Annotated in this window: 24 protein-coding genes; 5 read left to right on the top strand and 19 right to left on the bottom strand. The window is 36.3% G+C overall.

From position 1 onward, the window contains the following. Positions 1-4: 4 nt before the first annotated feature. On the bottom strand, positions 5-361 hold the full coding sequence (locus tag FNW07_RS08190; protein WP_126743005.1) for a BlaI/MecI/CopY family transcriptional regulator: 357 nt from the start codon (positions 359-361) through the stop codon (positions 5-7). Between the two features lie 101 nt (positions 362-462). Beyond that, positions 463-1,677 carry an MFS transporter gene (locus tag FNW07_RS08185; protein WP_126743004.1) on the bottom strand — a complete coding sequence of 405 codons (1,215 nt, stop codon included), beginning with the start codon at positions 1,675-1,677 and terminating at the stop codon, positions 463-465. A 115-nt stretch (positions 1,678-1,792) separates the two neighbouring features. On the opposite strand from FNW07_RS08185, the gene FNW07_RS08180 reads away from it, so the two are divergent. Genes FNW07_RS08180 through FNW07_RS08165 form a run of 4 tightly spaced genes read left to right on the top strand, consistent with a single transcriptional unit; the run spans position 1,793 to position 4,403 of the window. Continuing rightward, entirely contained in the window at positions 1,793-2,395 is a 603-nt protein-coding gene (locus FNW07_RS08180; protein WP_126743003.1) for a DUF1684 domain-containing protein, read from the top strand. Further along, positions 2,395-3,054, top strand: coding sequence for a TatD family hydrolase (locus tag FNW07_RS08175; RefSeq protein ID WP_126743002.1), 660 nt, complete (start codon positions 2,395-2,397; stop codon positions 3,052-3,054). Before FNW07_RS08180 ends, FNW07_RS08175 begins: the two co-directional genes overlap by 1 nt. Next, a complete protein-coding gene (locus FNW07_RS08170; protein WP_126743001.1) occupies positions 3,038-3,748 on the top strand; it encodes a ThiF family adenylyltransferase in 711 nt (236 codons plus the stop codon). Before FNW07_RS08175 ends, FNW07_RS08170 begins: the two co-directional genes overlap by 17 nt. Before the next feature lies 1 nt (position 3,749). Then, positions 3,750-4,403, top strand: a complete 654-nt coding sequence (locus FNW07_RS08165; RefSeq protein WP_126743000.1) for an HAD family phosphatase — start codon at positions 3,750-3,752, stop codon at positions 4,401-4,403. 3 nt (positions 4,404-4,406) lie between these two features. On the opposite strand, the gene FNW07_RS08160 is transcribed toward FNW07_RS08165, so the two are convergent. Together FNW07_RS08160 and FNW07_RS08155 are read right to left on the bottom strand one after the other, a co-directional pair. Next, positions 4,407-5,693 carry a deoxyribodipyrimidine photo-lyase gene (locus tag FNW07_RS08160; protein ID WP_126742999.1) on the bottom strand — a complete coding sequence of 429 codons (1,287 nt, stop codon included), beginning with the start codon at positions 5,691-5,693 and terminating at the stop codon, positions 4,407-4,409. Further along, positions 5,690-6,172: an SRPBCC family protein gene (locus FNW07_RS08155; RefSeq protein WP_126742998.1), complete on the bottom strand. Its 483-nt coding sequence runs from the start codon at positions 6,170-6,172 to the stop codon at positions 5,690-5,692. Before FNW07_RS08155 ends, FNW07_RS08160 begins: the two co-directional genes overlap by 4 nt. 138 nt (positions 6,173-6,310) lie before the next feature. On the opposite strand from FNW07_RS08155, the gene FNW07_RS08150 reads away from it, so the two are divergent. After that, entirely contained in the window at positions 6,311-7,156 is an 846-nt protein-coding gene (locus FNW07_RS08150) for a DUF2911 domain-containing protein (RefSeq protein WP_126742997.1), read from the top strand. Between the two features lie 54 nt (positions 7,157-7,210). Here the strand turns inward: FNW07_RS08150 and FNW07_RS08145 are convergent, their stop codons facing one another. The 15 genes from FNW07_RS08145 to FNW07_RS08075 form a co-directional block, all read right to left on the bottom strand. Further along, positions 7,211-8,908: a sodium:solute symporter gene (locus FNW07_RS08145; protein WP_126742996.1), complete on the bottom strand. Its 1,698-nt coding sequence runs from the start codon at positions 8,906-8,908 to the stop codon at positions 7,211-7,213. A gap of 135 nt (positions 8,909-9,043) precedes the next feature. Next, entirely contained in the window at positions 9,044-11,539 is a 2,496-nt protein-coding gene (locus FNW07_RS08140) for a PIG-L family deacetylase (RefSeq protein WP_126742995.1), read from the bottom strand. Positions 11,540-11,688: 149 nt separating this feature from the next. Beyond that, on the bottom strand, positions 11,689-12,192 hold the full coding sequence (locus FNW07_RS08135; protein ID WP_126742994.1) for a hypothetical protein: 504 nt from the start codon (positions 12,190-12,192) through the stop codon (positions 11,689-11,691). A gap of 224 nt (positions 12,193-12,416) precedes the next feature. Next, entirely contained in the window at positions 12,417-14,246 is a 1,830-nt protein-coding gene (locus FNW07_RS08130) for a hypothetical protein (protein WP_126742993.1), read from the bottom strand. Between the two features lie 23 nt (positions 14,247-14,269). Then, positions 14,270-15,508: an AI-2E family transporter gene (locus FNW07_RS08125; protein WP_126742992.1), complete on the bottom strand. Its 1,239-nt coding sequence runs from the start codon at positions 15,506-15,508 to the stop codon at positions 14,270-14,272. A gap of 147 nt (positions 15,509-15,655) precedes the next feature. Next, complete coding sequence (locus tag FNW07_RS08120) at positions 15,656-16,048, bottom strand: hypothetical protein (RefSeq protein WP_126742991.1); 393 nt, start codon at positions 16,046-16,048, stop codon at positions 15,656-15,658. Then, positions 16,035-16,397, bottom strand: a complete 363-nt coding sequence (locus FNW07_RS08115) for a hypothetical protein (RefSeq protein WP_126742990.1) — start codon at positions 16,395-16,397, stop codon at positions 16,035-16,037. The genes FNW07_RS08120 and FNW07_RS08115 overlap by 14 nt, the downstream gene beginning before the upstream one ends. 9 nt (positions 16,398-16,406) lie before the next feature. After that, a complete protein-coding gene (locus FNW07_RS08110; RefSeq protein ID WP_126742989.1) occupies positions 16,407-16,688 on the bottom strand; it encodes a YtxH domain-containing protein in 282 nt (93 codons plus the stop codon). Positions 16,689-17,334: 646 nt separating this feature from the next. Further along, positions 17,335-18,090: an MlaD family protein gene (locus FNW07_RS08105; protein ID WP_126742988.1), complete on the bottom strand. Its 756-nt coding sequence runs from the start codon at positions 18,088-18,090 to the stop codon at positions 17,335-17,337. Position 18,091: 1 nt separating this feature from the next. Next, positions 18,092-18,877 (bottom strand): ABC transporter ATP-binding protein, encoded by a 786-nt coding sequence (locus FNW07_RS08100; protein WP_126742987.1) that lies wholly within the window; start codon positions 18,875-18,877, stop codon positions 18,092-18,094. After that, complete coding sequence (locus FNW07_RS08095) at positions 18,874-19,710, bottom strand: ABC transporter permease (protein ID WP_126742986.1); 837 nt, start codon at positions 19,708-19,710, stop codon at positions 18,874-18,876. The genes FNW07_RS08100 and FNW07_RS08095 overlap by 4 nt, the downstream gene beginning before the upstream one ends. Positions 19,711-19,720: 10 nt before the next feature. Then, positions 19,721-20,926, bottom strand: a complete 1,206-nt coding sequence (locus tag FNW07_RS08090) for an AI-2E family transporter (RefSeq protein WP_126742985.1) — start codon at positions 20,924-20,926, stop codon at positions 19,721-19,723. 186 nt (positions 20,927-21,112) lie between these two features. Next, entirely contained in the window at positions 21,113-21,646 is a 534-nt protein-coding gene (locus tag FNW07_RS08085) for a mechanosensitive ion channel family protein (protein WP_126742984.1), read from the bottom strand. A gap of 10 nt (positions 21,647-21,656) precedes the next feature. Next, positions 21,657-22,241, bottom strand: coding sequence for a Maf-like protein (locus FNW07_RS08080; protein WP_126742983.1), 585 nt, complete (start codon positions 22,239-22,241; stop codon positions 21,657-21,659). Further along, positions 22,231-23,163: a geranylgeranylglycerol-phosphate geranylgeranyltransferase gene (locus tag FNW07_RS08075; RefSeq protein ID WP_126742982.1), complete on the bottom strand. Its 933-nt coding sequence runs from the start codon at positions 23,161-23,163 to the stop codon at positions 22,231-22,233. Before FNW07_RS08075 ends, FNW07_RS08080 begins: the two co-directional genes overlap by 11 nt. Positions 23,164-23,179: the final 16 nt, after the last annotated feature.

Raw genomic sequence — 23,179 nt, 5'->3', positions numbered from 1 at the left:
AGCTTTATTTTTTTTCGATCATGGCTAAAATCTCTCGTAACTCTTCTGCGGTGATTTTTTCTTCTTTGGCAAAAAAGGACACCATATTTTTATAGGAACTATTAAAATAATTGTCAATTGCCGTGTTCATGAAACGCTTTCTGTAACTTTCTTTGGAGATTTTAGGAAAGTACTGATGTGTGTTCCCGAAAGCATTATGTGAAACATAACCTTTCTCTTCGAGATTACGCACAATCGTGGAAAGGGTGTTGTAATGAGGTTGTTCCTCCGTTATTTCAGCCATGATTTCCTTTACGAATGCTTTTTCAAGCTTCCATAATATGTGCATGATTTCTTCTTCTTTATTGGTTAACTTTTGCATAGCTCTGATATTTGAAACAAAGCTACAACTATATTTATAGTTACACAACTAAAAAAGTAGTTCTTTAACTAAATTTTAAGTTTTAAAGAAAAATGCAGTGTTTACGAAGTTTCCAATTTGATTAATTTCTGCAGCCAGATACAGCATATCAGTGCAAGAATACCAAAGCTTCCCATAACGAACCAGTTGACCTGGTATCCAAAATGCCCAATGATTTCCATTCCCATTTTAGAACTGACTATATGCGCCATACTGAAACTCATCGTATAGATAGCCATGTATCGGCCTTCATGACCGCGAGGCGCCCTATTCATGGCAAAACTATTGGAGAAAGGAAACGCGAACATTTCACCAACCGAAATCAGTATCATACTAATCACTAAAATTCCGGACCAGATGTTAATCATCAACGAATAAAAACTGACAGCCATTAATAAGGAACCCCAGAGGATGATTTTTAGTTTGGCTACCTTTTTTCTTTCCAGATAACTTACGATAGGCATTTCCAATAAAAAAATCAATAAACCATTAAGCGTCATTAATAATCCGGTCTGGAATTCGGTCATACCAAACATTTCATGGTGGTATAAAGGCAAGGCGGTAAAAAGCTGGAAGAAAATCATCGCAGTCACAAAACTGACAAAAAGAAAAATCCAGAATATTTTATCCTTAAAGACGGAAGTAACAGGCACTTCTTCATGATACGTATCTTTATGGTCAGTTTTCTTTTTCTCTTTAACTAATAATGCAAAAATAAGAATGGCCACAATACACGAAGAGCCATCGACCCAAAACAATCCCTTATACCCAATCCCCATAATAATTAGTCCACCCAATGCTGGTCCGGCTGCAAAGCCCAGATTTACAGCTAATCGAACTAAAGTCAGAGCGCGGGTCCGGTTTTCTGGTTTTGCGTAGGCACCAAGGGAAACAAACATTGCGGGGCGGAACATATCGGCAATAACCATAATGGAGAACATTCCTAAACAAAGTCCCCAAAACGAAGTTATAAACTGAATAATAAAAAAGAATAATCCGCTGGTGAATAAGCTGAAAATCATGACTTTGTAGAAACCTATCTTATCGGATAGTTTGCCTCCAAGCCAGGAGCCTAACATAGATCCACAACCAAAAGACACCATAATCCAACCTACTTCTCCATAGGTAAATTGCAAATCTTCCTTTAGGTATTTGGATAAAAAAGGGAGTACCATGGTTCCGGCACGATTGATAAATGTGATGATGGTCAGAATCCAAATTTCCCTCGAAAACCCTTTAAAATTATTGATATAGCGTTGAAAAGCAGTTCTGAGCATTGATGTGGAGTTGCGGAGTTAGGAAGAAGCAAAGTTACAAAGTATAACAGATAAATTGAACTAAAATGCGTGTTTTGTCTACGGGTTTTCGTTATTTTTGCAGAAAGATATCCAAATGAAATCCTGTATTAATATATTCATTCTGCTCGTTTCTTTTTTTGGCTTTAGCCAGGGAAAATTTGACTCTGTGGCTGCCGTGGCATTTCAAAAACAACTGAATGCCGAGTTCGCCAATCCCAATGAAAGCCCGCTGACTGCTGAAGATTTATCTCATTTTAAAACTTTGGATTTCTTTCCTGTTGATTCCCAATATTATGTGATGGCCCAGTTTTCTAAAGCCGAGAATGAAAAGCCTTTTGAAATGAAAACCTCTACGGACAGGAAACCGATGTATGTAAAATATGGTAAATTGGTTTTTAACCTGAAAGGAAAAACTTTTCAATTGAATGTGTACCGTAATATCGAGTTATCCAAAAAGAAAGGATTTGAAGACCATCTGTTTTTACCGTTTTCGGATTTAACTTCCGGAAAAGAAACGTACATCGGAGGAAGATACATCGATTTAAAAGTCCCGACCGGAAATACCATGACCATTGATTTTAATCAGGCTTATAATCCCTATTGTGCCTATAATCACATTTATTCGTGTCCGGTTGTCCCATTGGAAAATGATCTGGATATTGAGATTAAGGCCGGAGTGAAGAAGTTTCAAGACTAATGGACTATTTTAATTTTCATACGCACCGATCTACAAACCAACCTGAAATACTGGAACTGGTGAATCAATATCCACAGGATTTTGACGAAATTATACCTGTTTTTTCCATTGGAATTCATCCGTGGTATATAACTGAAGACAGGATTGAGGCGGATTTGAAGATTATTGAAAGCAAATTGCAACAGAAAAATTGCCTTGCGATTGGCGAGTGTGGTTTGGATAAGCGTATTGAAATTCCGATGGAGTTACAGCAATCCGTTTTTGAAAAGCAATTGGTTTTGGCGGAAAAATATCGAAAACCTGTCGTCATTCATTGTGTGGCTGCTTTTCAGGAAGTTATGGATACCAAGAAGAAATTAAATATTTCGGTTCCGATGATTATTCATGGGTTTTCGAAAAATGAACAGATTGCACAGCAGCTGATTGCGAATGGATTTTATCTTTCATTTGGTAAATATTTACTTCGGAATCCTGAGTTGGAAACGGTATTTCAAAGTATTTCGAATGATAAATTTCTATTGGAAACCGATACTGTTGAAGAAGGAATTCAAGAAGTGTACGCTTTGGCAGCAAAATATAAAAACATTGATTTAAAGAAATTGCAAAATATAATACAACATAATTTTAATACAATTTTCAAAAATGGCAGAGTGGACTGAAAGAGCGGAACTTTTATTTAAAGCAGAAGGCTTGCAAAAATTACAAAACGCGAATGTAATGGTAGTTGGCTTAGGCGGAGTGGGCTCGTTTGCTGCCGAGTTTTTGGCAAGAGCAGGAGTAGGGTCCATGACTATCGTTGACGGAGATGTGGTGGATATAACCAACATTAACCGACAATTGCCAGCTTTGCATTCTACAGTTGGGCAGCCAAAAGTTACCATAGTAGGTGATCGTCTGATGGATATCAATCCGGAATTGAAACTAACCCGCGTACAGGAATTTCTTTCCCCAGAACGTGCTTTCGAAATTGTAACCGAGGAATTTGATTATGTTTTAGATTGTATTGACAGCGTTACCCCAAAATTGAACCTGATTATTGCCGCTAAAAGGAAAAGAGTGAAAATAATTTCGAGTATGGGCGCAGGCGGAAAGATGGAAGCTTCTAAAGTGAAAGTGGCTGATATCACTAATACAGTCAATTGCTTTTTGGCTAAAACCATTCGCAGACGTCTGAAGGAAGCGAAAATTGATAAATTGAAAGTTGTTTTTTCATCAGAAATACAGGCTGAATCGAGTTTAAGAATGACCGACGGATCTAATTATAAAAAATCATTTTACGGAACAAACAGTTATATGCCGGGATTATTCGGATTGTATGCTGCCGAAGCCGTAATCAGACACTTATTGAAATAATATGAAAAAGACAGTAATTTTTGATATGGATGGTGTAATTGTGGACACAGAACCGGTTCACCGTTATGCGTATTTTCAGCATTTTGATGAATTGGACATTCTGATAACCGAAGATATGTATACTTCTTTTACGGGAAACTCTACCCGTAATGTATTCCAACGGATAAAAGATCTTTTCGAATTAGATCATGATGTGGAAGATTTAATCCAAAGAAAAAGAAACATATTCAATGATGCTTTTGATACCAAAGAAGATTTGCAATTGCTTGATGGCGTTGAGAAATTAATTAAGGATTTGCATCAGAACGGAATACAGTTGATATTGGCATCTTCGGCTTCTAAAGTTACTATTGACCGGGTTTTCAGAAGATTCGGATTGCATCAGTATTTTACGCATATCGTCAGTGGAGAGGATTTTCCAAAATCAAAACCGCATCCTGCCATATTTGAACATGCGGCTTCTTTATCGGTCGCGCCAAAAGACGAATGTTTAGTGATTGAAGACAGTACTAATGGAGTACGTGCAGCAAAAGCAGCCGGATTATTCTGTATCGGTTACGACAGCCATCATTCGAAAGCGCAGGATTTATCCGAAGCAGATAAGATTATCAGTGATTTTGAAGAAGTGAATTTTCAGACAATTACAAAATTATAAAATTTAACCAACCGCTTCTTTATACACTCTCAAACAACGTTCCCGGGCTTCCTTATGATCCACGATGGGTTTTGGATACGAGAATTCCTGAAGTTCGGGAACCCATTTTTTGATGTAAATCAACTCCTTGTCAAATTTTTTAACCTGCTCCGACGGATTAAAAATCCGGAAATAAGGAGCGGCATCGACTCCGCATCCTGCAGCCCATTGCCAATTGCCAACATTACTGGATTGCTCGTAATCAAGTAGTTTTGTTGCGAAATACGTTTCGCCCCAGCGCCAGTCAATCAACAAATGTTTACAAAGAAAACTGGCGACAATCATACGAACGCGGTTGTGCATGTGCCCCGTCGCATTTAATTCCCGCATTCCCGCATCTACAAAAGGATAGCCGGTTTTGCCATCACACCATTGTTGGAATTCAGATTCGTTGTTATGCCATTTGATGGAATCGTATTTAGGTCGGAAGCTTTTGGTAGTGGTATGTGGAAAATGCCAAAGAATCTGCATAAAAAACTCCCGCCAAATCAACTCATTCAAAAAGGTGCTATTGTCATCCTGAATTGCTTTTGCAACTATTTTCCGAATGCTTACGGCACCAAATCGAAGATAAGGTCCCAACATAGAAGTTCGTGCAATAGCAGGGAAATTGCGGGTTTCCTCATAATGATGGATTAAATTTGTTGAAACATCAAAATGTGGGATTTTGATTCTGGACTGTTTAAATCCAATGTCATTCAGATTCAAAAAAGGATACGAATGATAGGCAATATTGGAAAGCAACTCTTCTGAATTATAGTGTTCCAGTTTGGTTTTTTGGAAATTTACTTTCCATTTATTCGAGTAAGGCGTAAATACAACGTACGGAGTCTGATCATCTTTAACCACGTCACTTTTTTCGAAGATAACCTGGTCTTTAAACGTATAAAAATTGATATTTTTGGATTCTAAAAAAACAGCAATCGCTTCATCCCTTTTTCGGGCATAAGGCTCATAATCGTGATTGGTGTATATGGCTTGGATATTATTTTCTCGAATCAAAGATTCAAAGATTGCAATAGCTTCTCCGTAAAAAACAGCTAATGTTTTGCCATATTTTTGCAGTTCGGCATCAATTTTATCCACTAATTCATGAATGAAACTGACGCGGGCATCGTCTTTTGGCAGTTCATCCAAAATAATGGGATCAAAAATGAAAACCGGCAGGATCTCTTGTCCGCTGTTAAGTGCTTCATAAAAACCGTTGTTATCATCGATTCTCAAATCCCGTCTAAACCAAAATATATTCATTTGTTTACTTGTTTAAGGGAATATTCTCCAAAAAGTTCAATTAATTTCTTTTGTCTATAAGCAAAAATTTTGTCCAGATTTGGCTTGACCAGAAAAGGATGAACCATCTGACCCAATATACCCATTGGAATTTTATAATGGATAATATCTTCCATTTCAACCCCGCCGGGAATTTCTCTTAAAAAATGTTTATGATGCCAGAAGGCGTACGGACCAAAACGCTGCTCATCTACAAAATGTTCTTTATGCTTCATGTTTGTGATTTCGGTAACCCATTGCATCGGAATTCCTAATATGGGTTTTAACGAATAATGGATAATCTGTCCAGGAAACATTGCTTTTTCATCCCCCGATATGGTCGTAAAACGCATTTCAGTTGGTGTAATAACTGTTAGGTTTTTGGGATTGGAAATAAAATCCCAAGCTTTATCAAGAGTTATTGGCAAATTTTGCTTGTTGTGCAATGTATATAATTTCATCAGAATCGATTTATGTAAAATTACATTGTTTATTTTTTACAATAAATAATTAGCAACATAAATTTCAAATTAAGGAATAATTAACATTTTGCCGCGGGTTGAATTTGTAAATTTGAAGAATAAACTAATTTATCCATTATGAAAAAAATAATTTTTGCATTAACATTTTTTATGGCCACTTATGTTTCGGAGGCACAGGTAAAAACACCACAGGCGAGTCCAAAAGCAGTGGTCAATCAGACTGTGGGTTTAACAGAAGTGGAAATCGTATATTCACGACCTAGCGCAAGAGGCCGTGCCATTTTTGGGGATCTGGTTCCTTTTGGAAAAGTATGGAGAACAGGTGCCAATGAGAACACCACAATTTCGTTTAGTGAAGATGTAATTATAGCAGGTAAATCACTAAAGAAAGGAAAATATGCTCTGTATACTATACCAAAAGCTGATAATTGGGAAATAATATTTTATTCAAAAGCTGACAATTGGGGAACTCCTGAAACCTGGAACGAATCGGATGTTGCTTTAAGAACTACCGCAAAAGCGGAAATGTTGAACAGGAATTTTGAAACTTTCACCATTAATGTGAATAATGTGGATAATAATTTTGCGCATCTTGAATTTATTTGGGAGCGAACTATTGTAGCGGTAAAATTTGAAGTTCCAACGCAAAAAACTGCCATTGCAAGCATAGAAAAAGCTTTAGCAGGACCAACGGCAAACGATTATTTTGCTTCGTCGCAATATTTCTTTCAATCCAATGGAGATATGAATAAGGCTTTGACCTATGTAAATAAAGCATTGGAAATGAGCAAAGACAAACCATTCTGGTACAATAGACTGAAATCGTTGATTCAAGCTAAATTAGGAGATAAAAAAGGAGCTGTAGAAACTGCGAAGTTATCTCTTGCTGCTGCAAAAGAAGCAAAAAATGCTGATTATATTAAAATGAATGAAGACAGTATTTCAGAATGGAGTAAGAAATAGTTACTTTAATATATTTATAAAAATCCCGTTGGCATTGCGAACGGGATTTTTATTTTAAACTAATTCGGGTTTATTCCTAAAAATAATGACTTGTAATAAGGAAGACAGTATTATGGTCAGCAATGCTCCAATAAAGTTTAACCACAAAAAGCTTACCACATCTAAGTAATAAATATAAAATATGGCTGATTGTGATACCACGGCTGCCCAAAAAATAGCTTTAGCCTTTACAAATTTCAAATAAAAACCGACCAGAAAAATTCCCAGAACTGTTCCGTAGAAAATTGAACCTACGATATTTACCAATTGAATCAAATTTTCGAATAATGTTCCGATGCATGCAAATAGGATAGCAACAATTCCCCATAACAAAGTGAAGAATTTGGTGGCATTTACAAAATGCTTTTCACTTTTATACCCGGAAACATTTCTCTTGTAGATGTCAATTGCGGTAGTCGATGCTAAGGCATTTAGACCCGAAGCAGTTGAAGACATGGCAGCTGATAAGATTACAGCAAGCAATAATCCGATCAATCCTTTAGGTAAATAATTAAGGATAAAATGAATGAAAACATAATCTTTGTCGTTGGTTTCCGATTTTTTATCCGCTTTTGCGATGAGTTCTTTTGCCTGATCACGTAAATCTTTTTCTTTACCGGAAAGAGCAATCAATTTTTTACGCAGAATCGGATTGTCATAATTCTGATTTAAATGGTCGATATACAACAGATTGAATTCTTTTTTCTCCTCGGATAAAGCACTTAATTGTTTTTCAAGTTTATGATATTCTGTTCTATAAGGAGATTTTTCAATAGCAATTTTGTTATTGGGATTGAAATTCAAGGGTACGGTATTGAATTGAAAAAAAACAAATACCATAACCCCAGTCAGCAAAATGAAAAACTGCATTGGGACTTTCAGGAATCCGTTCATGATTAATCCCATTTGGCTTTCACGTATTGATTTTCCGGATAAATAACGGCCCACCTGTGATTGGTCAGTTCCAAAATAGGATAGCGCCAGGAAAAAACCACCCGTAATTCCGCTCCAAAAAGTATACCGGGTTTCGGGGTCAAATGAGAAATCAACAATATTCATTTTGTCATTGGCACCTGCAATATGCATGGCGTTTCCAAAAGTCATATCATTGGGTAGCAAATGCAGAATCAGGAAGAAAGTGATAAACATCCCAACCATAATCACAAACATCTGTTGTTTCTGAGTGACGTTTACAGCTTTTGTTCCACCAGAAAAGGTATATATTACTACTAGGGTTCCGATGATAATATTTAAATGTGTTAAATTCCATCCTAACAAAGACGAAAGTATGATTGCAGGTGCATAAATCGTTAATCCCGTACCTAACCCTCTTTGCACCAAAAAAAGAATGGCCGCTAGGGAACGTGTTTTTACATCAAAGCGCTGTTCGAGATATTCATACGCTGTGAAGACTTTTAGTTTATGATAAATTGGAATAAATGTGATACAGATTACTACCATAGCAAGCGGTAAACCGAAGTAGAACTGCACGAATCCCATTCCGTCATGATAGGCCTGACCGGGAGTTGAAAGGAAAGTAATTGCACTGGCCTGGGTTGCCATTACTGACAGGCCGACGGTCCACCATGGCGTTTCATTATTGCCCAGGATGTAATCTTCGACATTGGCCGCACTTTTTCTAGTCTTCCACACGCCGTATGTAACGATGGAAAGAAGTGTAACCCCTAAAACAATCCAATCAAGTTGCTGCATAGTTTAGGAGAAAATTTGCATGATTAAATAAAAAATAGAAATATAAATGGCATTGGAGAGAAGCACCCAAGTGTAACTTTTTTTCCATTTTGTTAATTTATCATTGTTCATTTTGAATGGTTTAGGGTTGAAATACTACTTGATTGAAATCATATTGGCCAATAGCCTGAATGCACCTGAGACTCCTTCAGGTAATTCCCTGAAGAAACTCAATCCGGTATAAATATAGTGCCCTTTTCCATATTTTGCGACAAGCACGGCACCATTTTTTGGGGACTCACCTTTGTCATTAGACGATAAGATAGGCGTGAAGGCGGGATCCCATTCACTTGGATAATTCAAACCCTGTTCTTGTTTCCAGTTTTCAAAATCTTTTGCCGTAATTTTATTCGGATAATTTAATATAGAATGTTTTGGAACCAAAAATCGCATTTCCGCATTTTCTTCAGTAACCCGATCCCGTGATATTTTAAGAGGAAATGGCGCTATATTTTTGGTGACCAACTCATCTGTAGTATTGTATTGGACAATCATCGTTTTACCTTCCTTTACAAAGTCAAAAAGGATATCCTGTTTAATGGCCAATGCTTTAATAGTATTGTAAGCACGTACGCCGGTCATCACTACATCAAAATCAACCAGGCGTTCTTTGGTAATTTCTTCCGATTTCAGGATAATAATTTCATAACCCATTTGAGACAAACTCGTTGGCACTTCATCACCGGCACCCATAATGTAGGCAATTTTTTCGTTACCGGTTTTAATGTCCAATTTGATGAACTTACCTTCCGAAGGTTTCAGCACCTGCTGCTTCGAAATATGTTCGTAATTTATGTTGGTAAGCTCTTTGTTAAATTGGTTTCCACTGATTGTGATTACGCTTTTAGCAGTAATTTCATCGGCCATTTTTGGAGGAGTAACTTCGAAGTAAACCGTTTGTTCATCGCCTTTTTTAGCCAAATTAAAATGAATTCCTGTTGGGTCAATTTTCCAGTTAGGTGTTGCTTCTAGTTGCAAATCACCTTCTAAACTGTCTTTTCCGGCTTTTATTTTGACGCCAATGGTTTTAGTTCTACCATTATTAAAAATGGTTACCTTATTTAAAATGCTAGATGTGACATCCGGTACAATATCAAATGGATTATAAACTTCGCCCTTTACATCATCATTGTATTTGTAAACGACGTTTCGTTCAAAAGGAATTGAAACCCCATTGATAACTATTGCAAATATTGCTTTTGTGTCATGGATAACATCAGGAATTCCAATGTGGTTTTGGTTATCCACACGATACATTCCTATTGTTCCTCTTTCTTTCAACCAATAGGGATTGGTATACTCCAAAGTTGCCGGAAGCCGTACATCCAGATTGATGATTTGCAAAATATTGTTTTTCAGCTCGATATTTTGCGTAGTTCTTTGCTGTTGTGGCAAAACTGTAATCTCCGCAAATTTCATTGGAACAGCGCTTCTGTTAATGGCTTCCACTTTTAGTCTGACTTCGCTATTGGGATTTGCCGTTTGATTCTCGGCCACAGCTTCAAGATATAATCCGGTACAGGCAGCAATGATTTTTTTAATCTCTTCAGATTTGATGAATTTCCAATGCTCCTCTTCCAAAGACTGGATCATCGTGTACGCTCTCACTAAATTCGGGACACTCAAAGAGGGATTTTTGAAATCAAAATCTCTTTGAATATCAGCTAACAATTCTCCAACTTCATTTCCGCCCTTCACCCGGTTCCAAGTCGTATCAATGCCTTCAAATAAGTTGCTTTTATCTTGCGGAATTTCTCCTTTAATGAATTCGAGATATTCCATTTCCTCACCCCTTGTACCGGTATTTCCAAATCCTTGCGATTGATGACTGCTGCGACTTAAGGCGGCAATTTCCTGATTGGATTTTCCGATAGATGGGTAATAGACACCGGTTTGCAGTTGGATTAGATTGGATTTATCGGCTTTATCAAATTTTTCTTTGCTTCCGTAAAACCACCATGAGGTATTGAATAACATTCGCCTAGGCTGCCAGGTTTCCGCTAAAGCTAACTGATTGGGATAAGCCTGAGGATTATTAGCGAGATCGAAAGCCTCTGTACTCAGTATTGCGGAAGCAGTATGATGTCCGTGTGTTGTTCCGGGAGAACGGTGATCGAATCTGTTAATAATCACATCCGGTTTGAATTTTCGAATAGCCCAAATCACATCACTCAAAACTTGTTCCTTATCCCAAATGCGTAATGTTTCTTCAGGATTTTTGGAATAGCCAAAATCATTTGCACGGGAGAAAAGCTGCTCGCCTCCATCAATTTTGCGGGCTTCAATAAGTTCCTGTGTTCTGATGACACCTAATAATTCCCGTAATTCCGGTCCTATAAGATTTTGTCCACCATCGCCACGAGTTAAGGATAAATAGGCGGTTCGTGCTTTTTTTTCATTTGATAAATACGAAATCAGACGGGTATTTTCATCGTCCGGGTGCGCTGCAATATAGAGAACCGAGCCCAAGAAGTTCAGCTTTTGAATCTGGTTGTAGATTTGGACTGCGTTGGGTTTTACAGGCTGTTGTGCCAAAACTATTATGGATGATAAGAGCAATAGAAAAAAGGAAAGAAAGTACTTTTTTTGCATTATTTGGAGTTTGATTTTGCAATTACCCCAAATATAGTAATTATATAAATTTTGTCGGATTTTTTGGTTTTCTTTAACAGACTAAAATTCTTTAAAACAAAAAAGAGAGCATCAGATGACGCTCTCTTTTTAATTTAATTGTTATCGGACTAGTGTTTACCTTTTCCTTTTCCATGGCCTTTTTCGCCTTTATTTCCGTGGTTGTCATGGTGTCCGCTATTTCCATGATTATCATTATTTCCGTGGTGACCATTGTTACCGTGACTTTCACCTCGTACCCCGATGGTTCTCTGAGGGGCACCCTTGTAACCTTTATAATATTTTACTTTATGCTTTTTATAATAGGTGTAAGGCGTGCGACCATGGTAATCATGTAGTACAACTTTATAACCGCTGTACAAATCATAGTTTCTATATTGTCTCGGTAAATTTCTTGAGCGAACCCATCTGCCGTCGCCAAAATAAATAAACTGATTTTCTCTTACATCATAATAAGATTCCACATCTGGTAAATAGTAGTATTCCACCTCAGAATAACCAACAGGTCCCCATACAGGAGGTTTGCCTATATTTACATTTACAGCTACCTGAGCTTGCATCATGCTTGATGCAAAAAGTATTATTCCTACGGCAATTAGTTTTAATGTTTTCATCGTTTATAATTTTAATTAATTATTTAATACTTTTTAATAATTCAATACTTGTTAAGTAATAGCCAATAACTGTGCCAGTATCCATCAAAGGCGTTTTGGTTATAAGAACGATAAAAGTACTTTTTTTATTTTACTTACATAACAGTGATGCAAAGATGAATAATAATTATTTTGATGAAGTTATACATTTATTGCTATAAGTTGTATAATTCACACTTTAAAAATTATTTATACATAACCGTTTGGGGTTTAGATATTTCGAAATTTTGAAAACCAAAATCTTCACTATTGAGTGCATTGGTTTTAAATATATCTTCGCCGCTTCCTGGGATAACTGGATAAAAAGCAAGGGACAATTGAAAAGAATTAAATACCAGGTAGTCATTTCGGATGATAACCCCAGCTCCTATTTGAGAATAAGCTTTACTTTTCCTAAATCCGGTTTCACTATTTCCGAGCATGCCAATACTATAATTCACATACGGATTAAAGCGAAATCCCCAAATGTTATGAGGAGAATAGGATTGGGTCTGAAAAGTCAGAAGCACTTTTTTGGTACCGAAAAGGGTAGTGGAGTTAAACCCGGAAATCCCATTGGCGTCATTTAAGGTAAGTCTGTCTGCATCTGATGCCAGTCTTCGGTTTCCTATTACGGCTTGAGCCTTAATAAATTGTCGAAATTTCCAATTGCCTTTTTCAATTAGATTGGTAAAATAATTGGATTGTGCAGAAAAGACACTTTGCTCGGAAGTTTTTTCATTAAAGAAAGTACCATATTCAAAATTAGAACTCAGGTAACCCCATTTGTAATATCTGCCCAAGGCGACCCGGGCACCGAGATAGAATCTATCCGCATTGTTTTTGTTCTGGATTCCTCCGGTCAATCCAAATACTTTTCCAACCGGTACATCTTCCACAATACGGTAATTGAATATATATTTATCTTCCACATACTGTCTGGAAGATATGGCCAGTCCCATTAAGTAGAATTTTTCACTTGAAAAGACATGTAAGCTGTCATATGCGTCAGTGGGACTTTCCAAATAATCAATTTGCAGGTATCGCCCTGTCGTTATTAGATTCGTGGTTCGCTCATCCACCGCATTTCCCTTGAAGAGTGTAATGGCATTACCTGCCCAATAATCGCCGGTATTGAATTTGAAATTTTGACTGGCCAGTAAGTTATTGATATCTGGAAGCATTTCAGTCCTGAATTGTCGGTCTACATAAATTCCTGCTGCCCATTGTGCGAATGAGGAGAAGAAAGGGCGCTCAATATTAATACTTTTACCATAGTTGTCATCCAAATCCTGATAATAATTTAAAGTGGTCCTGATATACGTGTTGAGGACGTTTGGTATCACGTATTTTGAATCAAAAGCTGTAGCGCCGTCATTATATCTTTTTTTATAGACATTTTCGAATTGGTGACCCGTTCCTAAAAAGTTCCTCTCCGTAATATCGACAGCCATTTTACTATTCGAAGCTGCAATTTCAGGGACTAAACTCCACGAGTCCAGAACGCGGATGTAAACATCAACCGAATCTGAGTCTTTGGAAACTAATTTTGGTGTAATGATTACACCTCGGATATATCTCTGACTTCTGATCAAACGTTCCGATTCTTTTACAATTAACGAATCTAAAGGTCGGTTCCTCTTAAAAAGCAACAGGTTTTTTATCGTCAGTTTTTTGGATTTGGCATGCAGGCTATTACCAGCTTTTGACATAAATTTCTTTGGATAGGCAGTAGTGTCCGTTTCCGAAAAACCAAATGGATCTAATGTAACAACATCGATATTACGAACAATCTTCCCTTCATAATTCAGGAATCTCTTTTTTACCTTCTTAACTTTGATGACTTTCTTTTTCGATTTAATCGGTTCAAAAACCAATCCATGTAGTACCCGTGTAAATTTATTTTTTTTGGAATACTTCTGAATGTCTTTATACACCTTGGCACTGTCCTTCTTAGGTTCAGTTACCTGTGCAAAGGAATTCTGAAAACTAAAAATCACGAAGAGTAAAAATATAAATTGTCTATTTTGAAGCATTTGAAATAATGTCTGATTACGAATTATGGTTTATTATCATTTCCCTTTCCTGTTTCATTTTCAGCACAATCATCATTAGTAAGTGGTTCGCCAGTGGTAGTTTTGGTAAAAACCGGTGGTTTGCTTTCGGTAATGGTTTGGGTAATTTCTTTGGCTGTTTCAGAATCAAACAAAGGTAGGGTAATATTGCGCCATGTATAGGTTTTGGGCAAATCATCACTTATTAAATATCCCCAGGGTTTCAATGACTCAATCCTGTCGAATATAACCTTCAGGATGGCTAGTATCGGTATGGCCAAAAACATACCCGGAACTCCACACATCGCTCCACCAATTACGATTCCCACGATAGATGCCAATGCATTTATTTTTACTTTAGAACTCACAATCATCGTTACAATGAGGTTGTTGTCTATCAACTGAACAATAACGATAACGATAACAACACTTAAAATCATGGATAAATCCGGTGAACCAGTTAGCGTTGCAATAACACTCAAGAATCCTGCAAATAAAATTCCAATGTAGGGAATTAGGTTGAGGATGCCTGTAATCAGCCCTAATACAATGGCGTATTTTACTCCTATAATCATAAATCCGACAGCAGTTAATGTAGATACGGTAACCATCTGAATCATCAGCCCGGTGATATAACTCTGCACAGAAACTTTTACCTGACATAATATATCATTGAGAGTATTGTGGTATTCCGGTTTAAATAATTGACAAAGAAATTTGATAAAATGGGTTCTGTATAACAGAATTAGGAATGTGTAGATAGGAATTATCAACAAATTTAATAAAGTCGCAGTAAAAGACATTAAGGTACTTCCAAGAATGTCCTTACCTGTATTTAAAGAGCTTTCGGTAGCTTCATTAAGTAATTTTTTTTGTTCTCTTTTGCTAAGATTAAAATTATCGCGGACAATTTCCTGAAGATTATCAATATGTAGGGAGAGGTTGTTTTTTATCGTATTCCAATCATTCGCAATACCGCTGATTTGCCAGGAGATAAAAGTAATAATCCCGGCCACTACAATGACAAATAGAAATACCGAAAACATAACGGCTATTACATGCGGAAACCGCAGTTTTGATTTTAAGAAATGGGATACTGGTCGTAGTAAAATGGCAAAAAGTAAGGCAAGAAGAAGTGGGATGATAATATTTTGGCCAAAATACAAAATAGTAAATATAGCAACCAAACTCAATAAGGTAAGTGCCAGTTTAGCATAAAAAGGTAATCTCACGGTATCGTTCATAAAAACAGATTTATAAAAAGCCACTACTTTACAAGTTATAAATATAGTGTATTTTAATGCAAACTGACTAACGAAGAGAGTGTAAACCGGTTGTAGGGTTCAATTTTCAAACCAAAAAAATGCTTAATGAATGTTGCTTGGGAGGTGTTAAGCTTCTATTTTCATCTTATGTAGAACATTTTTTAAAAAAGAAACACCGGATTTTTTGATGTTACTGGGTTTTTTTAAAGCTACTTTACCAAGACCCGTTTGGACCACGGACGAAAGTACCTTTTTTAACATACCGCCAAATGGTAAGGCCATTACCAGTTTATTGGTAAGTAACCCGCCAGCGACTCCTAATGCACCTTGCACAATTTCATGTCTAAACATGGGTGATGAAAAAGTGTCCCCCAATTTATCCTTTAACATTGTTATTGGGTTCAGATTGTGAACAGTATGCTGAAAGTGTTCTTTCAGGAGAATGCCTTCAGACCGGCGCACATTTTCCAGATGTGCTATTGCTTCGCCGAGCGATTGATTATCTTTAATTACCTGCATCTTTCTTTTCTTTAAAAATTTGATTAACGATATAATCATTAAAGCTTTTCTCAATGTGTGATTTTCGGATCATAAACAATATAATAGCTGTCAATCCGTAAAAGCTTGCCACTGCGAAGAACCCATAATAGGATTTTCCCAATACTTCGCCTAGATATAAGGCGACACCCATAGATAAAACAATGAAAAATAAAGCAATAATAATAAAAATGATAATCCGGGACCCCAAGGATGCAAACACATCAGTAGATTTGTCTATGGCCTTTAGCTTATAGAGTTCAATAGTAGTTTTACTATATTGTTCTATTTTGTCGATAAGCATCTCTATTAATATTACTTTATCTTTCATGATTTCAAATTATTTTGATGAACTTTCGTAACTACTTTTAGCGGTTTTCACTAAGTTGTTTTTTTCATTTTCCAAATACCCTAAACCCTCATCTTTCACTGTTTCCAATTTGGAAGTGAGTTTGTCAATTAAATCATTGTATTTGGTTTTTAAGTCACCAGCTGCATCTTTTCCTTTCTCAGCAATTTTTTTACGGGTTTCTGTACCTTTTTCCGGGGCAAATAATACTCCTAAAATTGCACCTGCCGCTACTCCTGCTAAAGCTCCTAAAACTACTTTTCCTGTACTCATGATATTTATGTATTAGATTAATTAATTATTTTTAAAACTTGAATATTAAAATTTAAAGTAAACAATTCTTAAATTTTTTCTGAATTCTCATAGGTAGGAATTTTATGAGTGGTATGCTTATTAATTACAGGTTATTGCCTGTAGATAATTTCGGAAACAAAATCATTTGGGGGTCTGAATAGTTTCCTGTTTGCCAATTTTTTACTGAATTTTCGATAGTTATTACATAAAATTTATGTCAGAGCTTCGAAATTTTTTTTAAAGAGTCAGTAAAAAATATTCAGACTAAAAAACCAACTTATTGTTTGCACCAAAACATTTTATTATTAAAAAAAGACGTTCGGTTTTCAAAAATTTGACGTTGTCGAACTTTAAATTTCACTTTATATAGAGTGCTGTTTTGTGTGTTTTATAAGCTAACTCGTTAGCTTTAGCTAAGATAACGAAAAATATTGTAATTGACTTTAATTTTTTTTTCAATTTTTCAATTTTTTTTGTTAACTCTGGGTTTAATATTTCCCTTTTTTAAAAACAGAATAATGACTAGTAAAAATGATATAGATGAAAACGGATAGGAATAAGATTTATTTTACAGAATAAAAAAATGTAGCTTATTTAACACAATTTAAGATTTCGCACAGTAGAATTATTTTGCTTTTTCAGCTGCTTTTTCTTTTTGCTCTTTTGCCTCCGCTGCTTTCTTTTCTGCTTCCTTCTTAGCCTTATCAGCTGCTTTTTGTTTCTTTTTGAAAAAACCCTTCAGCAGAAAATTATGTTTAGCCGCTTCCATATTTTCATCCAGTTTATTCGTTCCTTGTTTAAGGTTTTTGATGGTCTGGTCAATATTATCAGCCATGGTTTTGTCTTGAATTAATCTTCCCAATGTTCCTTCACCTTTATTAATTTTAATTAAAATTTCCGAAATTTCATTAGTGGCAACAGCAGCATTATCGGCTGTCATCTGAAGGCTTTTCATGATTTCGTCAGTTTCTACCGGTTCGGAAGAGGCAATCATCTGGCCGTCTTTTACCATCACTGTGGACGAATCACCCGGTGACAATACAATGACTTTATCGCCAATGATTCCTTCGGCGCCTATACCGGCCTTGCTATCGGATTTAATAAATTTCTGAACTTCTTTTTTAATCAGCATTTCAACCTTGACTGTGGAATCATTAACAATGGCAATATTATCCACCGTTCCAATGTTGATACCGGAAAAACGAACGGTATTTCCAACTTGTAAGCCACTTACATTTCGAAAATCAGCCTTTAACTTGAAAACCGGATCAAAAAGATTTTTTTGTTTTCCTATGACGAAAATACCCAAGATAAACAGTATGATTCCGATAATGATAAACAATCCAAGTCGGAATTTGAATGCGGGTGTATGTGCTTCCATTTTATATTTTATTTAAATTGATAGTATTTTGATTTTGAAAATAAGAATTGACCAGTTCATCTGAAGTGTTTTCAAAGTCCTTCAACTTTCCTTCTTTATAAACGGTTCCATCCTGAAGCATGACAATCCGATTCGCCACTGTACGGGCACATTCGATATCATGCGTAATAATGATGGAAGACGTCTTATATTTTTTTTGAATGTCATTAATGAGCAAGCTGATTTCATGTGATGTCACAGGATCCAGACCTGTAGTAGGTTCATCGTACAATATAATAGACGGATCGACAATAATGGTTCTGGCCAGGCTGATTCTTTTTTTCATTCCTCCTGACAGTTCCGACGGCATTTTGTCTACCGCATCGGGAAGGCCGACATTTTCAAGCACTTCTTTGACTTTCTCATTGATTTGCTCTTCGGTCATATCTTTTTTTATTCTTCTCAGTGGAAATTCAAGATTCTCCCTTACTGTCATTGAATCGTATAAGGCACCACTTTGAAACAGAAACCCAACTTTCTCTCTCATTTCACCGAGTTCCTTGCTTTTCAATTGATTGACTTCCTGTCCAAGAACATCAATTTTGCCTGCATCTGCATTCAATAAACGAATTATACATTTGATTAAAACTGATTTCCCGGTACCGGATTTCCCCAACACCACCAGATTTTCTCCTGTAAAAAGTTCCAAACTGACACCTTTGAGTACTTCCAAATCACCAAATCGGATCTGAAGGTCTTCAACAGTGATGACTGCTTCCTTTTCTTTATTTTTTTGTTCCGAACTCATAATAAATCTGTTATTTGAACTGCGATTAAATCTACAATTATCACCAGTAAAGACGCCATTACGACGGCGGAATTTGCTGCTATACCCACGCTTTCTGTTCCTCGTCCGGCATTAAATCCTTTATAACAACCTACCAAGCCGATTACCGCTCCGAAAAAGAAAGACTTGATCACTGCCGGAAGGAAATCCATGAATTCAACATCGCCAAAAGCCTGTGAAATGAATAATACAAAACTAACATCTCCTTTAATATTGGCTCCTGCCCAACTTCCAAATATACCCCACGCATCTGCATATAATATTAATATTGGAATCATCAAGGTAGCGGCTAATATTCTCGGTACGATCAAAAACTTTACAGGATTGGTCGAGGAAACTTCCATCGCATCAATTTGTTCGGTTACCCGCATCGAACCTAATTCGGCCCCCATACTCGAACCTATTTTTCCTGCACAAATTAAAGCAGTAATAACGGGTCCCATTTCTCTGATGATAGAGATGGCGACCATCCCAGGTAACATTGTGACGGCGCCGAAATTAATCAGTACCGGTCGGGATTGTATCGTTAATACCAATCCGATGATGACACCGGTAACAGATATTAATGGCAGGGACTTATTACCAATTTGGAAACACTGACGAAGAAATTCCCTGAATTCGAAACCTTTTGCAAATGTATTTTTGAAAACATCCAAAAGGAATAAGACAACATCTGCAACATTATGAGCAAACAGCCTAAATTTATTTTTTCTATGCAGCGTTTCATCAGTCAGATCGATAGTTTTCTTTCTGGCATAATTTTTAATCTTCGATATAGGGACTGTTTTTTTCATATTTACAGGATCAGTTCCGATTAATATTCTCTTCCTTATTGGTATTTGTTTCCGTAAAAATAGGGGCAGGAATTTCAGTGGTTACCGTAAAGGTATCAGTTGGTTTTTCAGAATCATAGTCATAGAGCGGAAATTTAATTTTTCTCCATACATAGGTTTTAGGCAGGTCGTCTCCCATTAAATATCCCCACGCTTGCAGGCCGTCAATTTTATCAAAAATAACTTTGAGGATAGCAATGATGGGAATGGCTAAAAACATTCCGGTAATCCCGCAAAGAGAATTACCAATGATTATTCCTATAATGGAAACAAACGCATTGATTTCGACTTTTGAATTAACAATCAGTGGCACCAGAACATTATTATCGATTAATTGTACAATAACGTTTACCACAATAACCCCAATTACGATTGATAAATCAGATGAGCCGGTCAGCGACGCGATAATGGTTAAAATACCTGCAAAAAGGATTCCGATATAGGGAATCAGATTCAAAATTCCGGTTATAACGCCCATTAAAATGGCATATTCCACCCCAATTATCATTAATCCTACCGATGTCAGCACCGAGACGGCTATCATTTCCAGAATAAGTCCGGCAATATAACTTTTCACGGCCATTTTAATATCTGTCAATATTTCTTTTAATTGATAATGGTGCTCTTTCTTAAATAATTTGGCTACAAAGAGCATGAAATGGGTCCGGTATAGTAAGATTAGAAACATGTAAATGGGTACCAGGATAATATTTAAGAGCGTATCTGTAAAAGAGACGAGGGTAACCCCGATAATTTTTTTGCCTTCTAACATTGAATCATCCGTTGCAGCGTCAAGATATTCTTTTTGATCTCTTGAGCTTATGTGAAAATTATCTCTGATATAATGCTGGACATTACGTGCATGAGCAGAGAAATTCCGTTCTATTTTATTATAATCGTCAGCCATATCGCTGATTTGTACTGAAATAAATGTCACTATAGCTAAAATAACCAGCACAAAAAGCGTCACGCTGGTAATAGCTGCAAGTACATGTGGAAAATGTAGTTTAGTTTTAAAAAAAATTACAACCGGTCGGAGTAATACTGCAAATAAAAACGCCAGCATGATGGGATTTAATATATCCTGACCAACATAAAAGATATAACTGATACCAATTAAACCTATAATTATGAATGTAAGTTTTGCGTAAAATGGTAATTTGAGAATTTCGTTCATATGAATTTGTCATTTAGAAAATAAATTAATCGTCTAAGGAAAATTATAAACGTAGTACAAAGATGCGATCTTCATAACACAGAAATGTTATATGAAATTTATTTAAATTTACATAATTCACACTTATAATGCAAGAAAAATAAGATTTTTAATAAAAAATAAAGAAAAAATAAATATTAAAAAGTATTAATCTACGAATTCTGTATCATCAAAAGAGTGGTTTTTCAGAATAGAGATTCCTTTCTGTAAAAGCAAATTATTGGGGTAGGTGACCATTTCTCCGTTCCTGGTTTTCAGATACATATGAAACGCCCGAATGTCTTCGATTTCCCCTTCGATTGGGAAATCCTTGTCGTGTATCCGGATAATATCGCCGATTTTAAAGGGAAACGAAAAGAATAAAATGATGCCCGAAGTAATATTACTCAAAATGGACCATTGGGCAAACATGGCAACCCCCACAACAGTAGTTATAGAGGAAAGCGCTACTATAATGTCTTTCGTCTGAAAGCCCCAAATCACAATCAAGGCTGTTGCAGCCAGAATGTTAATCAGTAGATGAATGTACTTTATCACTAAATTGGTACGATGCTCCACTATATGCGCCGTTTTGGCATAGCGTCTTACCAATTTTGTAACTATAATTCGCAGTATAACAAATAAAATAAGGAGTATCCCGGTATTTATAATCTCCGCTATATAATCGTGTGAAAGCGTCATATTTCTAGTTTTAAGCTAATTTACTCAAATAATCATATACTTTGTCCACTGGCATTCCCATAACATTAGCATACGAACCATTAATTTTGGAGACCCCGATAAAACCAATCCATTCCTGAATTCCATAGGAGCCGGCTTTGTCGTAAGGCTCGTATTTTTCAAGATAATACCGGATTGCTTCATCGCTGAGTTCATTGAAAGTAACAAAAGTAGTTTCAGAAATCACCTCAACATTGGTTTTGGTTTTGAAACAAACCGAAGTAATCACCTTATGGGTGTTATCGGAAAGAGACTTTAACATCGCAAAGGCATCATCATAATCCTTCGGTTTTCCTAATGCCTTGTTTTGATGCCAGACTATTGTGTCGCTGGTGATAAGCAAATCATTTTCATTCAGTTCCCCTTCAAAAGCGTCACTTTTCAGTACAGCCAAATAATCGGTAATATCTTCTTCAATGAGATTCGGAGGATAAACTTCTTCGATTTCTTTTAGACGAATTTCAAAATCCAGATCCAGATCTTTGAAAAACTGTTGTCTTCTCGGTGAGCCTGATGCCAGAATTATATTGTATTTATTTAAAGTTTTACCCAGCATTGTGTTTCATATTTAGGCTGATTACTAATATGGAGAGAATTCCAAAAAACATAATCCATTTTAAAACCGTACTCAGGTGTTTAAAATCATTTTGCTTTTTTGCGGACCAGATTTTTACAGAAAAATAAAATAAAGGTGCCAGGATAAAAATTATCGCAAATATCGCACTGAACATTAAATCGGCCGTAAAAACGTAAAATTTCAGATAGTAAATAATGGCCAGAATCGGAATAAAACTCAAGGCAAAAACAATCATCGTTGTCCGTTGTATGCCCATAACAATAGGGAGAGTACTCATTCCCTGATTATAATCGCCATTTACATCTTCGAGGTCCTTGACGATTTCGCGTATGAAATTAATGAGAAAGGTAAAAATCCCGTAATCCAGAAGAATCCCAAACAACACTCCCATTCGGGGACGGTTTTCTTCATAGGTGGCAGGAAACAAGTCAAAAATACCAATAAGTACCACACTGAACGCAAGTAATAAAGCAACGATGACGTTTCCAATCAATAAGCTTTGTTTCATGCTGGTCGCATACAGATACAACGTGGCGGCCATAATAATAAATATTGCCGAGAAACCGGGCTTCAGGATGACATTCGACAAATAAAAACCTAATGCCACACCAATTACTGTAAATCCGGCATAATAATTATAGGCCATACTTTCAGAAATATGTTTTCCGACGATGATTTTATTGGGTTTATTGTCGCTATCAGTTTCCTGGTCAAAAATATTATTAATGATATAACCGCCCGCTGCTATGCAAACAGTAGATAATACAAACAAAATATATTGCCAGTCTGCAAGGGCGAGGGGAACATTTTGTAATTTGAGAAACCCATATCTAAAGATTAGCTGCATAAAAGCAAGCATCAAAAGGTTCTGGTACCGAATGAGTTTAAAAATGTGAAGCATTAGAAGTGTTCAGTTT

Origin of the sequence: Flavobacterium sp. GT3R68, from assembly GCF_007109225.1 — a bacterium.
Classification (GTDB): Bacteria; Bacteroidota; Bacteroidia; order Flavobacteriales; family Flavobacteriaceae; genus Flavobacterium.
This window is presented reverse-complemented; position numbering and strand designations above follow the sequence as displayed.